Source organism: Acinetobacter tianfuensis (assembly GCF_003611465.1).
GTDB classification, from domain to species: Bacteria; Pseudomonadota; Gammaproteobacteria; order Pseudomonadales; family Moraxellaceae; genus Acinetobacter; species Acinetobacter tianfuensis.
Genome location: NZ_RAXV01000022.1, coordinates 48670 through 64471, shown reverse-complemented (window position 1 = coordinate 64471; position 15802 = coordinate 48670). Strand labels below are relative to the sequence as shown.

General features: G+C 42.2%; 15 protein-coding genes and 1 pseudogene. 10 read left to right on the top strand and 6 right to left on the bottom strand.

The features are described 5' to 3' along the window. Positions 1-133 (top strand): annotated as a pseudogene (locus D7V32_RS17610) (N-acetylmuramoyl-L-alanine amidase); the annotation flags it as partial. Between the two features lie 83 nt (positions 134-216). Here D7V32_RS17610 and D7V32_RS17145 read toward each other — a convergent pair. The 4 genes from D7V32_RS17145 to D7V32_RS10780 form a co-directional block, all read right to left on the bottom strand. Beyond that, positions 217-456 (bottom strand): hypothetical protein, encoded by a 240-nt coding sequence (locus D7V32_RS17145; RefSeq protein ID WP_147394220.1) that lies wholly within the window; start codon positions 454-456, stop codon positions 217-219. Between the two features lie 289 nt (positions 457-745). Next, on the bottom strand, positions 746-1393 hold the full coding sequence (locus tag D7V32_RS10790) for a 3-oxoacid CoA-transferase subunit B (protein WP_120402880.1): 648 nt from the start codon (positions 1391-1393) through the stop codon (positions 746-748). Between the two features lie 3 nt (positions 1394-1396). Continuing rightward, positions 1397-2098: a CoA transferase subunit A gene (locus D7V32_RS10785; RefSeq protein ID WP_120402879.1), complete on the bottom strand. Its 702-nt coding sequence runs from the start codon at positions 2096-2098 to the stop codon at positions 1397-1399. Positions 2099-2295: 197 nt separating this feature from the next. After that, on the bottom strand, positions 2296-3177 hold the full coding sequence (locus tag D7V32_RS10780) for a LysR family transcriptional regulator (protein ID WP_120402878.1): 882 nt from the start codon (positions 3175-3177) through the stop codon (positions 2296-2298). A gap of 344 nt (positions 3178-3521) precedes the next feature. Between D7V32_RS10780 and D7V32_RS10775 the strand changes: the two genes are divergently transcribed. From D7V32_RS10775 to D7V32_RS10745, 7 genes are all read left to right on the top strand, one after another. Continuing rightward, complete coding sequence (locus D7V32_RS10775; RefSeq protein WP_120402877.1) at positions 3522-4508, top strand: quinone oxidoreductase family protein; 987 nt, start codon at positions 3522-3524, stop codon at positions 4506-4508. A gap of 18 nt (positions 4509-4526) precedes the next feature. Continuing rightward, positions 4527-5375, top strand: coding sequence for a TauD/TfdA dioxygenase family protein (locus D7V32_RS10770; RefSeq protein ID WP_120402876.1), 849 nt, complete (start codon positions 4527-4529; stop codon positions 5373-5375). A 58-nt stretch (positions 5376-5433) separates the two neighbouring features. Then, complete coding sequence (locus tag D7V32_RS10765) at positions 5434-6483, top strand: BKACE family enzyme (protein WP_120402875.1); 1050 nt, start codon at positions 5434-5436, stop codon at positions 6481-6483. Positions 6484-6613: 130 nt separating this feature from the next. Further along, entirely contained in the window at positions 6614-7960 is a 1347-nt protein-coding gene (locus D7V32_RS10760; protein ID WP_120402874.1) for an MFS transporter, read from the top strand. Further along, positions 7957-8610, top strand: a complete 654-nt coding sequence (locus D7V32_RS10755) for a DsbA family oxidoreductase (RefSeq protein ID WP_120402873.1) — start codon at positions 7957-7959, stop codon at positions 8608-8610. Before D7V32_RS10760 ends, D7V32_RS10755 begins: the two co-directional genes overlap by 4 nt. After that, positions 8607-8927: a Rieske (2Fe-2S) protein gene (locus tag D7V32_RS10750; RefSeq protein ID WP_120402872.1), complete on the top strand. Its 321-nt coding sequence runs from the start codon at positions 8607-8609 to the stop codon at positions 8925-8927. The genes D7V32_RS10755 and D7V32_RS10750 overlap by 4 nt, the downstream gene beginning before the upstream one ends. After that, entirely contained in the window at positions 8927-9955 is a 1029-nt protein-coding gene (locus D7V32_RS10745; RefSeq protein ID WP_120402885.1) for a YeiH family protein, read from the top strand. The genes D7V32_RS10750 and D7V32_RS10745 overlap by 1 nt, the downstream gene beginning before the upstream one ends. A 344-nt stretch (positions 9956-10299) precedes the next feature. On the opposite strand, the gene D7V32_RS10740 is transcribed toward D7V32_RS10745, so the two are convergent. Together D7V32_RS10740 and D7V32_RS10735 are read right to left on the bottom strand one after the other, a co-directional pair. Next, complete coding sequence (locus D7V32_RS10740; RefSeq protein ID WP_120402871.1) at positions 10300-11310, bottom strand: AraC family transcriptional regulator; 1011 nt, start codon at positions 11308-11310, stop codon at positions 10300-10302. A gap of 294 nt (positions 11311-11604) precedes the next feature. Continuing rightward, entirely contained in the window at positions 11605-12705 is a 1101-nt protein-coding gene (locus D7V32_RS10735) for an OmpW/AlkL family protein (RefSeq protein WP_120402870.1), read from the bottom strand. Between the two features lie 347 nt (positions 12706-13052). Here D7V32_RS10735 and D7V32_RS10730 point away from each other — a divergent pair, with 347 nt between their 5' ends. Both D7V32_RS10730 and D7V32_RS10725 read left to right on the top strand, forming a co-directional pair. Continuing rightward, positions 13053-13649, top strand: coding sequence for an RBBP9/YdeN family alpha/beta hydrolase (locus D7V32_RS10730; protein ID WP_120402869.1), 597 nt, complete (start codon positions 13053-13055; stop codon positions 13647-13649). Between the two features lie 143 nt (positions 13650-13792). Then, positions 13793-15625, top strand: coding sequence for a DUF1302 domain-containing protein (locus D7V32_RS10725; protein WP_120402868.1), 1833 nt, complete (start codon positions 13793-13795; stop codon positions 15623-15625). Positions 15626-15802: the final 177 nt, after the last annotated feature.

Here is a 15802-nt window from a genome sequence, read left to right as displayed (position 1 = left end):
GAATGCTGGCGGCTTGATTGTAGAACTTGGTTTTATTTCGAATGATGCAGAGCTTGCAGCGTTTAATTCGAAGTACTGGTCAGCAGCCAAGGCAGTAGCGCAAGTTATTATTGAACATGAAAAACGCGCTTAATATTTTGCTGTGCATCCTACTCTCAGGCTGCACAGCGCATTCGATTTCGACAAAAGTTCACATTACTGTATGTGTGCAGTGCATTAAACTGGATGCCCGCCGCGACGAGCTGCTTCTACTCTAGCATTGCCGAGCTTTTGTCCAAGTTCTACGCATTCATCCCAATTTATTAACCCTAATTGGTGTATAAGCAGCGTAACTTTCTCTACATGGCGCACAATTTGTAAAATAGTTTTACCATCAGTATCGTGAATTTCATTTAAATCGTGAATTTCAGAATTGATGTGATTAAGAGCAGTTGTTCTTTGTTGTGAAATTGACATTTCTAAAAATACCTTTAAAAGATAGGCGAAGATTATTTTTTAAAGCATTATTTTGTATGCTTATTTGGTTCGAGATTGATCATACCTGATATTGGGCATAAAATAATAGGCGAAACATGGGCGCCGATTAAAGATAAGTAATTGTTTTTATGCGTTTGACATTGCTTTGACATCGTAGAGGTCTCCAGTTCGAGTCTGGATATACCTACCAAAATTCGTTGATATATCAATATATTGAAGCCCGCTAAAATAGCGGGCTTTTTTATAGTATAAGAATCAATTTAAAATTCTAAGCAACTAGAGTATTCGCTGTAATTAATTTTACACCTGTTGCTTTTTGAATTTGCTCTAAACTGACATCCGTAGCAAGCTCAACAAGTTCAACACCCGCGCTGGTAATATCTAACACGCCTAAATCGGTAATAATTCTGCTGACGACACCTTGACCCGTTAAAGGCAGAGAACAGCGTTTTAGAATTTTTGGGCTGCCATCTTTGGCTGTATGTTCCATCAGTACAACAATTTTTTGTACACCTGCGACTAAGTCCATTGCACCGCCCATACCTTTGACTTTTTTACCGGGAATCATCCAGTTGGCTAAGTCACCGCTTTCAGAAACTTCCATCGCGCCTAAAATAGCCACATTGACATGACCGCCGCGGATCATGGCAAAAGATTCAGAACTGGAAAAAAAGGCAGCGCCTAAGCGTGCAGTCACCGTTTGTTTGCCTGCATTAATTAAATCTGCATCCACCGTTTCTTCCGTTGGAAACTCACCAATACCCAATAATCCATTTTCAGATTGAAGCCAGACATTCATATCGTCAGGAATATAATTTGCAACCAGTGTTGGCAGGCCAATACCCAAATTCACATAGAAACCATCTTCAAGCTCTAGCGCTGCGCGCTGCGCCATTTCATTACGTGTCCAAGCCATGATTTAAGCCTCCGCTTTAAGTGTCATTTGTTCAATGCGCTTGTTTGGCGCAGCATTGAGTACCAAACGGTCGACATAGATGCCTGGCAAATGAATATCGTCGGGATCTAATTCACCAATTTCGACAATCTGTTCAACTTCGGCCACCGTAATTTTTCCCGCCATTGCACATTCAGGATTAAAATTTCGGGCGGTTTTTCTAAATACCAAATTGCCGGCTTTATCCGCTTTATAGGCTTTAACCAAGGCAATATCTGTGGTAATGGTCTGTTCTAAAATATAATCTTTACCATGAAAGCTCCGGACTTCCTTGCCTTCCGCAATTAAAGTACCGACACCAGTTTGCGTAAAAAAGGCAGGAATGCCTGCACCGCCTGAGCGGAGCTTTTCAGCCAAGGTGCCTTGCGGTGTTAGCTCAACTTCAAGCTCACCGTTTAGAAACTGACGTTCAAACTCTTTGTTTTCACCGACATAAGATGAAATCATTTTCTTAATTTGCTTGCTGATTAGAAGTTTGCCTAAACCAACGCCATCAGTTCCTGCATTATTGGAAATACAGGTTAAGCCTTTAACCTGTGTTTCTTTTAAAGCATCCAGCAGCATTTCTGGAATGCCGCATACACCAAAACCGCCGACAGCAAAACTCTGATGATCTTTTACAATATCAGCCAACGCTTCTTCTGCTGTTGCAAAGACTTTATTCATTCCATGAACCTGTTTTTTAATGATGTCTTATAACTAGCACTGGCGGATAAATTTGAGAAATTGATAATTTTTAAGGTGTAATTAAAAAAATTCATGAATCGAAAAAACGCCGTATTTATGGCGAAAAAATGCCAATGGCGCTGAGACTTAAACAGTTCAGTCTGCCAGTGATCAGCGCAGAGAGAAGCAGCAAAAGATTAACGGTAATATTCAGTGATCATGTCGAGAAATTGTGCAGAAATATTAGATAATTGCAGATCTTTTTTATACAGAATGCCAAATTGCAAATGAACATCGGCATCCGAAATTTCCCGCAGAACATGCTGATTCGGCTGAATCATTTTTTCAAAGCGGCGCGGAATAGCGCTGACACCTAAATCTAAAGCAACAAAATGCGCCAGTGAGCTGATTTGATGGCATTCGAGCTTTAAATCTAAAGTGATGTCATTTTCAGCTGCTTTTGTTTCCACAATTTGCCGGACAATAGACGGATTTTGCAAAGTGACAAAGGGGAAGGACAGCAGTTCCTTCCACGTTACTGTTGTATTTTGGGCCAATGGGTGATGAACCGGCAGGAGCGCGATAAAGTCTTCTTGAAATAAGGGCTGAAAATTTAAATGTTCAATATTATCAGGTTTAAAGCAGATCCCGATTTCAAAGATGCCTTCTTGGATTTTTTCAATAATCTTTTCATTAGGCACATCGTGGATGGAAAAATGAATATTGGGATATTGTTTAGAAAATTTATGCAATATTTCGGGTAACACAGCATGGGTCGCAAAGGGCATGGAGGCAATATTTAATGTACCTCTTTTTAGCTGAAAACGCTGTTTGAGGTCTTTTTCCATATCATCCCAATTGGCTAAAAGTTTTTTGGCATAAGGAATGAGCGATTCGCCTTCAGGGGTCATTTCTACACGGCGGGTATTGCGTTTAAATAATTTGCCGCCTAATTCTTCTTCTAGGGTTTTAATACTGATACTGAGTGCAGATTGACTGATGCATAATTCATTCGATGCATGTGCATAATTTAAGCTACGCGCCAAGATTAAAAATGCTTTTAGCTGTTTAAGTGTCATGACTTATCTCAGTATTTATTTCTAGATAGAGTGAAATGTATCGTATATGCGGCTTGGAAATTGTTGTATCAGTTTATGGTGATTTATAGCAAAAGGAACGGATGTTGTTAAACTGAACATGATCTCAGGCTGTTAAATTTTAATCACATTTATATGTTTAAGTATATAATAAATAATAAGTAAAAAATTTAACCTAATATTTAAGACATGAATATCTGAAATTATCCAATAACGATGTCGCAAAATGCTAAGTCGATGTCGTGATATGTAAAGTGGGCTGTCTTCTGAGTGATGTAGTTTTGCTGAATAGTTTATGACATGAATAAAAACAGCAGGGATAGAAGATGAACACTAATCAAGCAGTACGCTTTAATGAAGTTGGCGCGCCAGATGTCATGTATATCGAAGAAATTGAAGTTGGTGAACCCGCGGCAGGACAGGTTCGTGTACGCCATGTCGCAGTCGGTTTGAATTATGCAGATACCTATTTCCGTGACGGCACGTACAAGATTCCGATGCCAAATGGGATGGGTGTAGAAGCGTCAGGTATTGTAGATGCAGTTGGTGAAGGCGTAAGCAATATTCAGGTTGGTGACCGTGTAACCTATACCGGTTTTATCAATACTTTGGGCGCATACAGTACTGCTCGGCTGGTTGATGCGAATGTGCTGATCAAATTGCCAGAAGGCATTTCTTGTGAAACGGCTGCAGCGATGACCATGCGCGGTTTAACTTCAGCCTATTTAATGCGCCGTATTTATGATTTTAAAAAGGGCGATACCATTTTATTGCATGCTGCCGCAGGCGGTGTGGGGCTGATTGTTTCACAGTGGGCAAAACTGCTGGGTTTAACTGTGATTGGCACCACGTCATCAGAAGAAAAAGCGGCCATTGCCCGCGCACATGGCTGTGATCATGTGATTAATTATAGCCATGAAAATGTCGCAGAACGTGTACGTGAACTGACCGGTGGTGAAGGTGTGCATGTGGTATTTGACAGTGTGGGCAAAGACACGTTCATGTCATCGCTTGATTCATTAAAACGCCGCGGTTTACTGGTATGTGTCGGTACCGCTTCAGGTCCAATTCCAGATTTCAATCCCGTATTGCTGGCGATGAAGGGCTCACTCTTTATCACACGTCCTGCATTGGCCGACTACATTGCAGATCCGGCAGAAAAACAAGCTTTGGCGGATGAGATTTTTGGCCATGTGAGCAGCGGCCGTATCAAAATTGAAATTAACCAGCGTTACGAACTCAAGGATGCAGTTCAGGCGCACCGTGATTTAGAAGCGCGTAAAACTACGGGATCATCTATTTTTGTGATTTGAATTTGAAAAGGATTTCATATGCAAGTTGAACAATTAAGCTGTCATATTGGTGCTGAACTCAAAGGCATCAATATTGCGGATGCGATTCAGGATGATGACCTATTCGCCGAAATTCGCAGCCATTTACTTAAGCATCGGGTTTTATTTTTAAGAGATCAAAATATTAGCCGTGCAGAACATGTGGCATTTGCGGAGCGTTTTGGACAGCTGGAAGACCATCCGGCAGTCGGCAGTCATCCTGACCATCCAGGGCTGGTACAGATTTATAAAAGTCCAGATAGCCCAATTGACCGTTATGAAAATGCATGGCACAGCGATGCAAGCTGGCGCAAAGTCCCGCCAATGGGCTGTGTCCTGCGCTGTATTGAATGTCCAACGGTTGGCGGAGATACCATGTGGACCAATATGATTATGGCTTATGAAAATTTGCCAGAGCATATCAAAGAAAAAATTACTGATTTGCGTGCATATCACAGCATTGAAGCAAGTTTTGGCGCAGCGATGCCGATTGAAAAACGTTTGGCTTTAAAAGCGCAGTTCCCAGATGCAGAACATCCGATTGTGCGCACACACCCTGAAACGGGTGAGAAAATTTTGTATGTAAATGCTTTCACCACGCATATCAGTAATTTTCATACCAAAGAGCATGTGCGTTATGGGCAGGATGCCAATCCCGGAGCATCTGAATTGCTGCGTTATTTGGTGACTCAGGCATATATCCCAGAGTATCAGGTGCGCTGGCGCTGGCAGCCGAACAGCATTGCGATCTGGGACAACCGCAGCACACAGCATTATGCTGTCATGGATTATCCTGCATGTCATCGCAAAATGGAGCGGGCGGGTATTATTGGCGATGCGACTTACTAAGCTTGAAATAAATACATTCAATTAAATTTACAATTCAAAAATATATAAGGAGATGCACATGCAATTCTTTGATGATTCATTGCACCCAGAAAACATGGAAAAAGTGGTCATTACGGTTGCGCCATATGGCCCAGAGTGGATGCCTGAAGATTTCCCAGAAGATATTCCAGTGACAATGGAAGAGCAAATCCAAAAAGCAGTGGAATGTTATGAAGCGGGTGCATCAGTTTTGCATTTGCATGTGCGTGAACTGGATGGCAAAGGCTCAAAACGCCTTTCAAAATTTAATGAACTGATTGCTGGTGTGCGTAAAGCGGTACCTGACATGATCATTCAAGTGGGCGGTTCTATTTCTTTTGCGCCAGAAAGCGAAGGTGAAGCTGCAGTTTGGCTGAGCGATGATACGCGTCATAAATTGGCCGAGCTCGATCCGAAGCCAGATCAAGTGACCGTTGCGGTAAACACCACGCAAATGAACATTATGGAGCTTTTGTATCCTGAATATTTAAAAGGAACGTCACTAGAGCATCCAGCAGTTCAGGCTGCTTATGCAGAAATGACCGTTCCTGCTGGCCCTGAATGGTTAATTGAACATTTGAAGCGTTTAGCTGCAAATGGCATCCAGCCGCATTTCCAGCTGACAGGCATGCATGGTTTAGAAACTCTAGAGCGTCTGGTACGTAAAGGTTTGTACAAAGGCCCAATGAATATTACTTGGATTGGAATTGGCGGCGGTTTTGATGGTCCAAATCCATTTAACTTCTTCAATTTCGTTCACCGCGTGCCAGATGGCTGTACGTTGACCTCTGAATCATTGCTGAAAAATGTTTTGCCGCTCAATACGATTTCAATGGCAATGGGCTTGCATGCACGTGTGGGTAATGAAGATACGATTATTGATCATAAAGGTGAGCGTTTCTCTTCTGTTGAGCAAATCAAACAAACGGTACGTATTGCGCATGAATTAGGCCGTGAAGTGGCCAATGGCAAAGAAGCGCGTGAAATTTACCGTATTGGCGTACAGTACGACACGATTGAAGAAACATTGCTTGCTAATGGCATGGCGCCGAATCGTAAGCCAGGTCAAAAAGGCGTACCGCAGCGTTAATTAAAACAAGGCTTGAGCGAGATGGATTTTTGAACTCGAGTCAAAACTGAAGAACTGCGCAAAATGACTTGAAGCGGTTCTTCAGTCCCTAAATAGATAAAACAAAATAAAAATACAAGGAGGTTGCCTCATGGGTGCACATGAATATTCTGCTCCAGCAACTGGTATAGATACATCTATTGGTATTCCGCGCCGTTATGCGTGGATTGTTTTTGCATTGACCTTTGGTTTGCTGATTTCAGACTATATGTCTCGTCAGGTATTAAACGCAGTCTTTCCTCTAATTAAAAATGAATGGACATTAACCGACAGTCAGCTTGGCTTACTGAGCGGTATTGTGGCCTTAATGGTGGGCTTGCTGACTTTGCCTTTATCTATATTGGCAGACAAATTTGGTAAGGTAAAAAGCTTAACCTTGATGGCCGTGCTGTGGAGTTTGGCAACTTTAGGCTGTGCGGTTGCAGAAAGCTATGAACATATGCTGTTTGCCCGCTTTTTAGTGGGCGTTGGTGAAGCGGCTTATGGCAGTGTTGGTATTGCTGTGGTCGTGGCGGTATTCCCGCGTGATATGCGGGCAACTTTGGCCAGCTCATTTATGGCAGGCGGTGTCTTTGGCTCATTTTTAGGTATGGCTTTAGGCGGTGTGCTGGCTGAGCATTTTGGCTGGCGCTGGGCATTTGGCGGGATGGCTATTTTTGGTCTGGTATTGGCAAGTATTTATCCTGTTTTAGTCAAAGAGAAGAAAATTGGCACGATTCCAAAAGAAGAGTTAGCCAAGCAGAAAAAAGAAACGCAAAAAAATCAGCTGAGAACGATCTATTCCAGCCGTTCAGTGATTGCGACGTATATTGCCAGCGGTTTACAGCTTTTTGTTGGCGGCTCAGTCATTGTTTGGTTTCCAAGTTATCTCAACCGTTATTATGGCATGTCGACCGACAAGGCTGGTGTGCTGGCAGCGGTGATCGTATTAAGCAGCGCGGTGGGTACAATTTTATGTGGCATATTATGTGACCGTTTAGGCAAAGACCGTCCTGACCGCAAAGTGACGCTGGCTATTGCTTATTGTTTATTGGGCTGTGTATTGCTCAGCATTGCTTTTGCATTGCCTGCCGGTACTGCTCAATTGGTGATGGTTGCTTTAGGGATGTTCATGGCTTTAGGAACGAATGGACCTTCGAGCGCAATGGTTGCCAACTTAACTCACAATGCCGTCCACAGTACTGCTTTTGCGACCTTAACTTTAGCCAATAATTTCCTTGGTTTAGCATTAGGGCCTTTAGTGATTGGTAAGCTATCTGATGTGATTGGCCTGCATAACGCATTTCAGGTGATGCCTGTAATCAGTATTTTATCTGCAGCAGTATTTTTCTATGCAAAGCGGCATTATCTGAAAGATGTGACACGTTTTAATATGCAAGCAGCATTAGAGCAAAACGCAATTCGTCAGCAGTTATCAAAAACAGGTAAACCTGAATGAAATCAATGATTGATATTGAAGTTTATTTTGATTTTATTTGCCCTTGGTGTTTGATTGGAAAACGTCAACTCCAAGTTGCAATTCAACAATTGAAACAGACTCATCCCAATGTAGAAGTGAATATCAAATGGCGGGGTGTGCAGTTACTGCCATCCATGCCAATTGAGGGCATTCCTTTTAAAGCTTTTTATTTACAGCGTTTAGGAACGTCGATGGCTGTGCGGCTGCGTCAAGAACAAGTTCGGCAAGCAGCAAAAGCTGTCGGTGTGGAAATTGATTTTGAACGCATACCGCGTATGCCGAATACGGCTAAAGCACACAGCTTATTGAGTCATGCTGCGGAGTTGGCAGATGCCGCGCAGCATGACTTGCTGCTTGAAGGAATATTTTCGGCCTATTTTCATCATTCTGAAAATATTTCGGACACTGCGACATTAGAAAGAATTGCAACGTATTGCGGTTATAACGAGGCGCAGATTAAAGCCATTTTAAATGCGCCTAATGTTTCTTTTGTTTCTGCAAATACAGGCGGGAAAGGTGTTCCGTATTTTGTTTTTGATCGAACATTTGCCCTTGCCGGTGCACAGCCTGCAGCGATGCTGTATCAAGCCATGCTTGAATCACTTGAGGTGCAGGAGGCTAAAGTATGAATAACCGTTTTGAAGTGCCTTCAGAAAAAATTCCAAGCTTAGGCCAGCGAGTTTTTCTGAAGGCTGGTGAACAGTCAATTATCCTTTTTAATATTGACAATCAACTCTATGCCATAGAGGATAGCTGCCCGCATCAAGGCGCATCTTTATATGGCGGGAAATTAGATGGCTGCACGATCAAATGTCCAGCTCACGGCCTGCGTTTTAATTTAGCCGATGGTTTTATGGTGAATTCAGAACTGCTGAAACTCAATGCTTATTGTTTAGAAGAGATCAATGGTCGTATTTATATTGTGCTGAAGCAAGAGGTGCAATGATGAATCAAACAGAACAGGCTGAAGTTAATTCATCAATAGCGCTGGGTCAACGTATTCGAGAGCTTGCGCCTGGATTTGCGGTTAGCTTTGTAGTTGCAGCTGCAGCAACGTTTCTTTCTGAGCATTATACTGCGCCTGTAATGCTGTTTGCGTTGCTGCTTGGGATGGGCTTAAGTTTTTTAGCCACAGAAGGGAGCTGTAAAGCGGGAATCGAATTTACAGCCCGAACAGTCATGCGTATTGGTATTGCTTTGCTGGGCATGCGCATTACTTTAGATCAAATCACGGCTTTAGGCTGGCAGCCGATCGTTTTAGTGATTACGCTGATTGCAGTGACGATATCCGTCTCTGTGGTCGCTGCTAAGATGATGGGTTTTCAGCGCTTATTTGGAATGCTAACTGGCGGTGCAACCGCAATTTGCGGCGCTTCGGCTGCCTTGGCTTTATCTGCTGCCTTGCCTAAGCATCCGCAGAAAGAAAAAGCCACGCTGTTTACAGTGATTGGCGTCTCTGCTTTATCAACGCTGGCGATGATTGTTTATCCGATGATTGCAAACTGGCTGGAGCTTTCTCCGCAAGAGGCGGGTATTTTTCTTGGAGCAACCATTCATGATGTCGCTCAAGTTGTCGGTGCTGGATATAGCATGTCAACGGAAACAGGAGATACCGCAACAGTCGTGAAGCTGATGCGTGTTGCAATGCTGTTGCCTGTGATTATATGCGCCGCCATGATCACGCGGATGCAAGGTGTAGAAAGTACAGGTAAACGCCCGCCGCTTTTACCTTGGTTTGCAGTTGGGTTTTTATTGCTTGCATGTATTAACAGCACTGGTTGGGTGCCGGTTATGGTGCAAGGCGGCATGAATGAATTGTCACGCTGGTGTTTGGTCATTTCAATCAGTGCGCTGGGGATGAAAACACAGCTGCGTGAGTTGGCGACGGTAGGCATAAAGCCGATTATTTTGATGGTATGTGAAAGTATTTTCTTAGTGCTGCTGGTTTTGACTGTAATGCATTTCTTATTTTAACTGCAGCGGTGCATGATAACGACTTAATGTGATGTTGATAAGTTATAGTCATTCATTCAATAAAAGAAGGTTCATTGTGATGGCGTTATATCAGTGTTGTTCATAACTTAGGATGAACCTTCTATTGGAGCTGCTCTTACGAAGCGTTGTTTCTCATTTGCAGCACTCGTCAAATACTAAAACTTATCAAAGTAATTGCACATATTGCACAGGACGTTTCCGCATATCCAATATTTAGAAAAAGTCTTATTTAGAACTCAGCTTACTTAAATCTATATTTCAAAAAAAAGCCTTTTTGAAGGCTTTTTGTTTTGAATTAGGAAGGCTAGACAGAGCAGGAGGGCTTAAGCATTGCTATGATTATGGCGCCATGCGGTTGGAGAAATGCCAAATTGGCTGATAAACCAGCGGGTAAATGAACTTGGCATGGAGTAGCCTAAAATGTCAGAGACTTGCCCTAGTGAGTAATTGGCATTTTTTAAATATCTAATCACTAAGGTTTTACGTACATCATTAATTAATATACTGAAACTTGTTTGGGCGGCTTCTAGACGGCGCTGCAAAGTTCTGACATTCACGCCATGGGTTATGGCCACTTGATCGATTGTTGCACGGCCCATAGGCAGCAACAGATAAATGCTTTTACGGATATCAAAAATGATGGATGATTCATTTTCATTTTGCAGGATATCAATTGCTAAATAACGCTGCGCATGGTTCGCCATTGCTTTATCTGCATGCGGATTTGCTTTATCCAGTTCAGCAGTAGTGCATACAATGCCATTGAACTCGCTGCCAAACTCGAAAGCACAGCCGAAAATTCGCTGATGCACACTCAGATCAAGCGGTGCTTCATGGGTAAAGTGAACAGCTAAAGGGCGCCATTTTTGTGACAGCAATGCAGCGCAAAAGCGGTGTGTAATGCCGACAGCAAGTTCAATTGCCTGACGGCTGTAATGCGTTGAACCTGCAATGACTTCTACCCGAATAATCACCGTGCCGTCAATTTCTTCGATGTGCATTTCTAATGCGCTGTTAATGACATTGCGGTATCGAACAATCGTTTGCAAAGCCTCACGCAGTGTATGCTGATAACTCAGCAATAAACTCAGTTCGCCAAAATCTGCGAGCTGGCGCTGTTCGGCCATGAGTAAGCCAAAAGTATCGCAATGGCTATTTAAAGCCGACAGTTCCAATAGGTATATTGCTTTATCAACAGAGATCCTTTGCTTACAGTCCTGCAATTGGGCAGGGTATATGCCCGCATCAGACAGCAAATGATAAGGATTAAGATTTAATTGCTGGCTGATATCCATATAATTTTTGAGGACAGCAGTATGAGCTAGTGGGACCATCGTTGTCTCCCTGTTTTTCATCAATCCATCCTGATTGACGTTTTATCCATAACCGATATTTAATACTAAAAATATAATTATTTTGTAGGTAATTTATACCACTTTTCTTTTACTTTGTTCAGCTTTCATCTAAAACAAAGATAAAGAACCAGTTTTTATTATTATAAAAACTGGCTTGAAAACCTTGAATGCCTTAGGTGTCAAGGAAATAACATTTTAAATTATTTATCTTGTTGACAGTTACTTCTTGCAGTCTTGTCTTTAGCAACTCTGCAAGAAATATTGTCTAACAAATTAGAAGCGATAACCAACCCCTACATAAGTCACTAATGGGTCTAGATCAATTTTCGTAGTAGAACGAATGAGTTCTCGACCTGTAGAAGTATCTGTTACGGTGACTGTTGCAGTGTTGTTAAAATTTGGCATATAGCTGAGTGAGCCTGTGGTAAACCAGCTGTCCGTTAGATCATAAGTAAAGCCTGCAGTGAGCACAGGTGCAAAGGCATCGCTGGTTTTTACTTTGACATGCGGTGTAGCTGTAGAACTGCCTTTGCCTCCATGTAATGCTTCTCCTGCACGGTCATTTAAAATGTTGTCAATCATGTAACCTGCTTCGATTAAGTCTGCTTCAACACCACCATTAAGTTTCAGCTTATTGAAATGGCCATATACAACACCGGCACCGACAAATGGACGAAACTTATTTTTATCGGAAGAGCCAAAGTGGTATTTTGCAGTCATTGTAGGAGTCCATGCAGTTACTTCGGCAACTGTGCCATGTGCGCCTAAATCGGTAATTAAAGTGTCTTTGAGTAATTCTAAACCGTCAAAATACGTGGGTGGGGTATGTTGCGGCAGGTGAGATGAATTTGAAGTTGAGAGTGCAGCAGCACGGATCTCTCCAACTCCTTTGACATCAACTTTAGGTGGAATACCGCCAACAACTTCAATAGAAACTTTGTCATTAACAAAATAGCTGAGCGTCACACCTAGGGTATCGGCATCATCAACCTCCATCCCTCCGCCTGCGGTATAATCAGAAATACCCGTGATATCAGCTCTTGAACCTTTTACGAAACCGTCTGGAACTTTGTATTCAGGATCTTTTTGGCTGTTTCTGACAAAGGCATCAAACATCAATTTTCCCATACCCGTTAGGCTATCGCCATTTAAGGCATATTTAGCCATGTCAGCTCCCCAAAGAGATCCGACGCCATAACTGCCGCCTTCTTCAACAGCAGTTGTGACATGGGTAGAGTTGGCTTTGCCTTGCGGCATCACGTGCATCCAGCCTGCACTAACTGCCCAGCGTTTGTGATTGACAGAATCCGCATAAGCTAAATTTGCAGCGAATAAGCATGCAAGAGATCCGGCTATTTTAACAAGTTGACTCATTATTTGTTCCTTAAAAATTCATCATTATTTTTATGGTTTCAGCGGATCCTTTCTGAAACTCAAGGGTATTATTAGAGCAGTATGTGTTTTAAGCAATTAGCAAAAAAATGAAAAAAGAGTGAGTTATTTGTAGATTTATCACCAAAAAAATAAGTTTTATTTTTTAAAACAATTATTTATCAACAGTTGTCTTATTTGTTTAAAATCAATTAATTACTAGAATTGTCATGAAAAGATAAGCATTTGTCATGCTATGTATATCGTTAGGTGTGTCATCAATTTATGTTGAATAACCATAAGCCTTGCCTAAGGATCGGCAAAGCATAAAAGCTTCATTGGGTGTACAAATGGAAAAGTTATTTACACATGCAACGATTTTGATTATTCCAGGTCTGCGTGATCATGTTGAGGAACACTGGCAGACACATTTAGCCGCTAAATTGAAAAAAGTCCGAACAGTTAAACCCGCTGAGAGCAATAAGCTGAACTGCGCTCATCGTGTGGCGCGCATACAGGCTGAATTAAAGAAAATTAAAGGGCCTGTTATTTTAGCTGCGCATAGCGCAGGTGTGCTCATGACGGCGCATTGGGCTGTCAAACATCAGGCTAATATTCAAGGCGCATTATTGGCTGCTCCGCCTGATTTGTCACAAAAGTGGCCTGAAAACTACCCAAGCCCAGAGCTGCTGCGCGAAGAAGGCTGGGACCCTTTACCGCAAGAAAAGCTGCCTTTTCCAAGCATCATTGTTGCCAGTACCAATGATCACCTTGCCAGTTTTGAATCTGCGGCTTATTTAGCTGCTTTATGGGGCAGTGATCTTGTTAATGCAGGTGATGTTGGACATTTAAATCCTGCATCGGGCTTTGGTGAGTGGCCATTGGCAGAAGAACTCATTTTAAAGCTGGATCAAAAATGCGGCACTGCAGAAATTAAAACGGCCTAAATGCGGCTTTGGTAACGGCAAAGTATTTTCCATCCATCTTTGCATTCAAATTTTTAAAAATAAATTTAAAACAAGGCCACGTCAGCCATGACGCCGCCGAGAACAATACAAAGTAAATTTCAGCATATCGATAAGGAAATGATATGAACAGTTATAAAAATATTTTAAATCAAAAAAAATTAGCAGTATGTTTACAGCAGGCAGGCATGCTGGTGTGTACTGTTGCCGCTGTGTCGGCAGCCACCGCGAAAAGTTATGATTTGAATGAACAATGGAAGTTTGAAACCAAAACGAACCTCAGTTTTGGACAGAGCTGGAGTACTCAAGATCCAGACACTGCTTTGCTCTATCGGCCAGATGCATTAAGTATCGGGAAAGAAGGAACGAGCATTGATATTAATGGTGATAATGGACGCGCCAATTTTGAAAAAGGCGATGCAATTTCACAAATTGTCAAAGGATTAACAGAATTTCGTTTGAATGGCCAGCAGCAAGGCGCTGTGCTGAGCGCCAAATATTGGTATGACCATGCTTATGAAACTGGACGCGGCGATTTTATCTCATTTGATGATTCAACTTGGCCGCGTTTGGCAAAATTCAAAGGGATTGATTTGTGGGATGCCTATATCTGGAAAAATTTTAGCTTTGACCATAATAAAAATTTAGAACTTAAATTAGGTAAACATGCGTTGAACTGGGGGAAATCTCAATTTTTCCAAAACGGGATCAACTCTGTCAATGCCGTAGATTATGCAGCAATGAATCGGCCCGGCGGTGACGCAAAAGAGCGTATCATACCTGTAGAAATGTTTTCTTTTTCATCTGCTTTAAATGACAAACTGAAAGTCGAGGGCTTTTATCAATTTAAATTCCGACCTTCTGTTTTGGATGGCTGCGGCACGTTCTTTGAAGTGTCCGATGTCTTTGCTGAAAACTGTGGGCCTTTATTGATTGGCGGGCCAGGTTTTACAACGGATGAGGCGATAAATGGACCATTAGACTTCACAGTATCGCGGCTGCCAAGTGAATATGCCAAAGATAGCGGTCAGTATGGCGTAGCCATCAAGCAAATTATCCTGCAGCTGAATAATGCTGAACTTGGCGCATATTTTTCCAATTATCATAGCCGCATGATGCATTTTGACGGCATTGCTGTCACTGCGCCGGGCGCTCAAAATTATCATACTGCGCGCATTCTTTCTGTATATCCAGAAGACATCAAAATGTATGGGCTGAGTCTGACTGGCAAAGTCGGCAAAACGGCTTATTTCAGTGAGTTAAATTATAAGCCAAATATGCCTTTGCATTTCAACAGTACAGATACAGTCTATGCTCAGGCTTTATTTAATGACACACCTTTAACTGCACCCGGCGAGACGCTTGAATTAGGTCAGCGGATTAATGGTTATGCACGTGTGCCAGTGACTCAATTTACCTTAGGGGCTGCGACGAATATGCCAAATGTATTGGGTGCAAGCGCATTGTCCTTGGTCGGTGAATTAGGCGTGAACCATATTGGTGATACCGATAAATATCATTTTGGACGCAGCGGCGCCTTTGGGCGCAGCGGACTCACGACTGGGGCTTATGATCCAAATGATGTTAATACCTATTGTATTGCGCCTAAAACTGGAGATCTTTCAGATGAAGAAGTTCGTAATTTGAATGAAAAATATTGTAATGATAAAGGTTTCTTTGAGGAATGGTCAGCAGGTTACCGTTTAAGAGCTGCGCTGAGTTATAACGATGCGCTGCCGCAAACAACGGTGAGCCCAAGCTTGCTGTTTAGACATGATGTCAAAGGCTATGGGCCAAACTTTCAAGAAGATCAAATGGCAATCAGTGCAGGTGTTTCTGCAACTTATCAACAGAAATACACTGCTGAATTGTCTTATACCAATTTCTTTGGTTCGAATGAATTCAGTGTCTTAGATGACCGTGATTTTGCATCTCTGGCCTTTAAAATGAATTTTTAATGCATAAGTTTATGGTGTTATTTAAAAAACCGAGATCATTGATTTGATCTCGGTTTTTTATTGCAGGAATTGTACGATTTATCTGCGGCATGTGTCCAAATGATAAGTGTTTGTCGCGAAATGATAAATGCAAGAACACAAAAGTGAGTAATTTAAGGATTAAAGACAGCTAAAAAG

Coding starts and splice junctions, on each gene's coding strand:
- D7V32_RS10785 (WP_120402879.1), bottom strand. CDS start 2,098: ATGAATAAAGTCTTTGCAACAGCAGAAGAAGCGTTGGCTGATATTGTA.
- D7V32_RS10775 (WP_120402877.1), top strand. CDS start 3,522: ATGAACACTAATCAAGCAGTACGCTTTAATGAAGTTGGCGCGCCAGAT.
- D7V32_RS10750 (WP_120402872.1), top strand. CDS start 8,607: ATGAATAACCGTTTTGAAGTGCCTTCAGAAAAAATTCCAAGCTTAGGC.
- D7V32_RS10725 (WP_120402868.1), top strand. CDS start 13,793: ATGAACAGTTATAAAAATATTTTAAATCAAAAAAAATTAGCAGTATGT.
- D7V32_RS10780 (WP_120402878.1), bottom strand. CDS start 3,177: ATGACACTTAAACAGCTAAAAGCATTTTTAATCTTGGCGCGTAGCTTA.
- D7V32_RS10760 (WP_120402874.1), top strand. CDS start 6,614: ATGGGTGCACATGAATATTCTGCTCCAGCAACTGGTATAGATACATCT.
- D7V32_RS10755 (WP_120402873.1), top strand. CDS start 7,957: ATGAAATCAATGATTGATATTGAAGTTTATTTTGATTTTATTTGCCCT.
- D7V32_RS10735 (WP_120402870.1), bottom strand. CDS start 12,705: ATGAGTCAACTTGTTAAAATAGCCGGATCTCTTGCATGCTTATTCGCT.
- D7V32_RS10770 (WP_120402876.1), top strand. CDS start 4,527: ATGCAAGTTGAACAATTAAGCTGTCATATTGGTGCTGAACTCAAAGGC.
- D7V32_RS10740 (WP_120402871.1), bottom strand. CDS start 11,310: ATGGTCCCACTAGCTCATACTGCTGTCCTCAAAAATTATATGGATATC.
- D7V32_RS10730 (WP_120402869.1), top strand. CDS start 13,053: ATGGAAAAGTTATTTACACATGCAACGATTTTGATTATTCCAGGTCTG.
- D7V32_RS17145 (WP_147394220.1), bottom strand. CDS start 456: ATGTCAATTTCACAACAAAGAACAACTGCTCTTAATCACATCAATTCT.
- D7V32_RS10765 (WP_120402875.1), top strand. CDS start 5,434: ATGCAATTCTTTGATGATTCATTGCACCCAGAAAACATGGAAAAAGTG.
- D7V32_RS10790 (WP_120402880.1), bottom strand. CDS start 1,393: ATGGCTTGGACACGTAATGAAATGGCGCAGCGCGCAGCGCTAGAGCTT.
- D7V32_RS10745 (WP_120402885.1), top strand. CDS start 8,927: ATGAATCAAACAGAACAGGCTGAAGTTAATTCATCAATAGCGCTGGGT.